Origin of the sequence: Aeromonas sp. 604176 (genome assembly GCF_049170755.1) — a bacterium.
Taxonomy (GTDB): domain Bacteria; phylum Pseudomonadota; class Gammaproteobacteria; order Enterobacterales; family Aeromonadaceae; genus Aeromonas; species Aeromonas veronii_A.
The window spans coordinates 1-3,275 of sequence record NZ_JAAKNE010000201.1 but is presented as its reverse complement, the minus strand read 5'-3'; the positions used below and the strand labels follow the sequence as shown (position 1 = coordinate 3,275).

Here is a 3,275-nt window from a genome sequence, read left to right as displayed (position 1 = left end):
CCAGCCTGTTGCAGCGGCAGCTTGGACTCCTTGATCAGCTGGGCGGTGGAGACGCGGTCCATCACGAAGGCATCGATGCGACCCAGGGCGACATCCTGCTCGAAGGCGGAGTCATAGGTGCGGATATCGATCTTCTTGTTCGGGTCGTTCTTGCGCAGCAGCTCTTCGAAGTTGGAACCCAGGTTCACGGCAACGCTCTTGCCTTCCAGATCCTTGATGCCGTGGATGGTGCTATTGCCCTTGCGGACCACGATCTGGGCGCCGTCATAGACGTAAGGTTGGGAGAAGTCGTACTTCGCCTTGCGCTCGTCGGTGATGGTGATCTGGTTGGAGATGGTGTCGATGCGGCCGGTTTCCAGCATGCCGAACAGGCCGGAGAAGCTGGCGGTCACGAATTCGACCTTGTAGCCGGTGCGCTCGCCGATCTGGTTCCACATATCCACTTCAAACCCTTGCAGCTTGTCCTGCTTGACGAAGGTGAACGGGAAATATTTGCCAGACATGCCGACCTTGATGGTCTCCTGGGCGATGGCCTGACCGGACAGGGTGGCGAGCAGGATGGCTGCGCCGGAAATCAGTTTGATGGATGTTTTCATGGTGTTTCTCTCTCTCAATGTCTTGTATTTGTAGTTGTAATAACTGGTTTGGCCCTGATGTTATTGGAATAAAATTTAAAAAATAAATGACATTTGGTTATATGAAATAACAGGAGAGAAGCACGGGATCGACCAATCAGGACGGTGGATCAAGCTGTGGGTAACTTTGGGGATGAAATCCGATCCAAAGGCGCTGGATCCTTGAAAGTCAAGGATCTTATTTGCTGGATCCACCGGGCGATGGCTGGAGATCCGGCGGCTAAAAACGTAGAATAGCCGGTCTTTAGTTAATCAATCGACAGGAGTTTAGAGTGACTGCTTCGCTATGGCAGCAGTGCCTTAACCGGCTGCAAGATGAGTTGCCCTCGGCAGAATTCAGCATGTGGATCCGGCCGCTTCAAGCGGAGTTGAGTGACAATACTCTGACCCTGTATGCACCGAATCGCTTTGTTCTGGACTGGGTACGAGACAAGTATCTCATCCGGGTTAACGGCATCATCAACGAACTCTGCGGGGTCGACGGCCCCGCCCTGCGTTTTGATATAGGCAATCGTCCCCATCCTGTTGCTGTCGCCAGAGCGCCGGTACAGGGTGCCGCGCCTGTGAATAACTTGCAGAAGAGCTGGGAAAGCAAGGCTGAAGCCAAGCCCGAGCCGAACCACAAGAGCAACACCAACGTGAACTATACCTTCGAGAATTTCGTCGAGGGTAAGTCCAACCAGTTGGCGCGTGCGGCTGCCCGTCAGGTAGCGGACAATCCGGGTGGTGCTTACAACCCGCTGTTCCTCTATGGCGGCACCGGCTTGGGTAAAACCCACCTGCTGCACGCCGTTGGCAATGCCATCAAGGAGAGTAAAAAAGATGCCAAAGTCATCTATATGCACTCCGAGCGGTTTGTTCAGGACATGGTGAAAGCGCTGCAAAACAACGCCATTGAAGAGTTCAAGCGTTACTACCGCAGCGTCGATGCCCTGCTCATCGATGACATCCAGTTCTTCGCCAACAAGGAGCGCTCCCAGGAGGAGTTCTTCCATACCTTCAATGCCTTGCTGGAAGGTAACCAGCAGATCATCCTGACCTCGGATCGCTATCCGAAGGAGATCAACGGTGTCGAGGATCGCCTCAAGTCCCGCTTCGGCTGGGGCCTGACCGTGGCGATCGAACCGCCGGAGCTGGAGACCCGCGTCGCGATCCTGATGCGCAAGGCAGACGAGAACCAGATCCATCTGCCGGACGAAGTGGCATTCTTCATTGCCAAACGTCTGCGATCCAACGTCCGTGAACTGGAAGGCGCCCTCAACCGGGTGATAGCCAACGCCAACTTTACCGGCCGTGCCATCAACATCGATTTCGTGCGCGAAGCGCTGCGAGACCTGTTGGCACTGCAGGAGAAGCTGGTCACCATCGACAATATCCAGAAGACGGTGGCGGAGTACTACAAGATCAAGCTGGCGGATCTGCTCTCCAAGCGTCGTTCCCGCTCTGTTGCCCGTCCGCGCCAGCTGGCGATGGCACTGGCCAAGGAGCTGACCAACCACAGTTTGCCGGAGATAGGTGATGCCTTTGGTGGCCGTGACCACACTACCGTTCTTCATGCCTGCCGCAAGATCGAGCAGCTGAAGGAGGAGAGTCACGACATCAAGGAGGACTATTCCAACCTGATCCGTACCCTTTCTTCCTGATAACGGAATCGAGTGGACAGATGCAGCGCGAATATTCCAACCTGATCCGAATCTTTTCCTCCTAATCACAACGGAGAGCACAGATGCAGCTCGAAATTAGCCGTGAGGCCCTGTTACGTCCTCTGCAACTGGTGTCCGGCGCCCTCGGCGGCCGACCGACCCTGCCGATCCTCGGCAACGTGCTGCTTGATGTCAGCAACGGTCTGCTGTCACTGACCGGTACCGATCTCGAAGTAGAGATGATCGGTCAGGTCTATCTGAACGGGGCCAGCGAAGATGGCCGCACCACAGTACCGGCGCGCAAGCTGCTGGATATCTGCCGTGGTCTGCCGGAAGGCGCCGAGATCCGTCTCAATACCGAAGGGGAGCGCCTGATCATCCGGTCCGGTCGCTCCCGTTTCAACCTCTCGACCCTGCCGGCGACCGAGTATCCGAACATCGAGGATTGGGAATCCGTGCTCGAGTTCGATATCAGCCAGCTGGAGCTGAAGAAGCTGATCGATGCGACCCAGTTCTCCATGGCCAGCCAGGACGTGCGTTACTACCTGAACGGCATGCTGTTCGAGAGCGAAGGTCACGGTCTGCGCACCGTGGCGACCGACGGCCACCGTCTGGCCACCTGCCGCCGCGAGGTAGTAGGGGAATCGCTGCCCGATCATCAGGTTATCCTGCCGCGCAAAGGGGTGCTGGAGCTGGTGCGTCTGCTGGAGGCGGAAGACAAGCCGGTGCGGCTGCAGATCGGTCGCAGCAACCTGCGTGCTGCCCTCGACGGCTTCATCTTCACCTCCAAGCTGGTTGATGGCCGCTTCCCGGACTGGCGCCGCGTCATTCCGCGCAACAGCGACAAGGCGCTCATCGCCGGCCGTGAGGATCTGCGTCAGGCGTTTGCCCGCGCCGCCATCCTCTCCAACGAGAAATTCCGTGGGGTGCGTCTCAATCTGCAGGAAAACCTGCTGCGCATCACCGCCAACAACCCGGAACAGGAAGAAGCCGAAGA

3 protein-coding genes are annotated in these 3,275 nt (G+C 57.0%); 2 read left to right on the top strand and 1 reads right to left on the bottom strand.

Features of this window, described 5'->3' with window-relative positions; genetic code table 11:
• Nucleotides 1-596, bottom strand: a 596-nt coding sequence (locus G5358_RS20490) for an amino acid ABC transporter substrate-binding protein (RefSeq protein WP_421324822.1), incomplete at its 3' end; no start/stop codon positions are given.
• Nucleotides 597-907: 311 nt separating this feature from the next.
• Here G5358_RS20490 and dnaA point away from each other — a divergent pair.
• Nucleotides 908-2,278 carry a chromosomal replication initiator protein DnaA gene (gene dnaA, locus G5358_RS20485; RefSeq protein WP_005339307.1) on the top strand — a complete coding sequence of 457 codons (1,371 nt, stop codon included), beginning with the start codon at nucleotides 908-910 and terminating at the stop codon, nucleotides 2,276-2,278.
• Nucleotides 2,279-2,361: 83 nt separating this feature from the next.
• Nucleotides 2,362-3,275 (top strand): DNA polymerase III subunit beta (gene dnaN / locus G5358_RS20480; protein WP_421324821.1); only part of this gene is annotated, 914 nt, incomplete at its 3' end.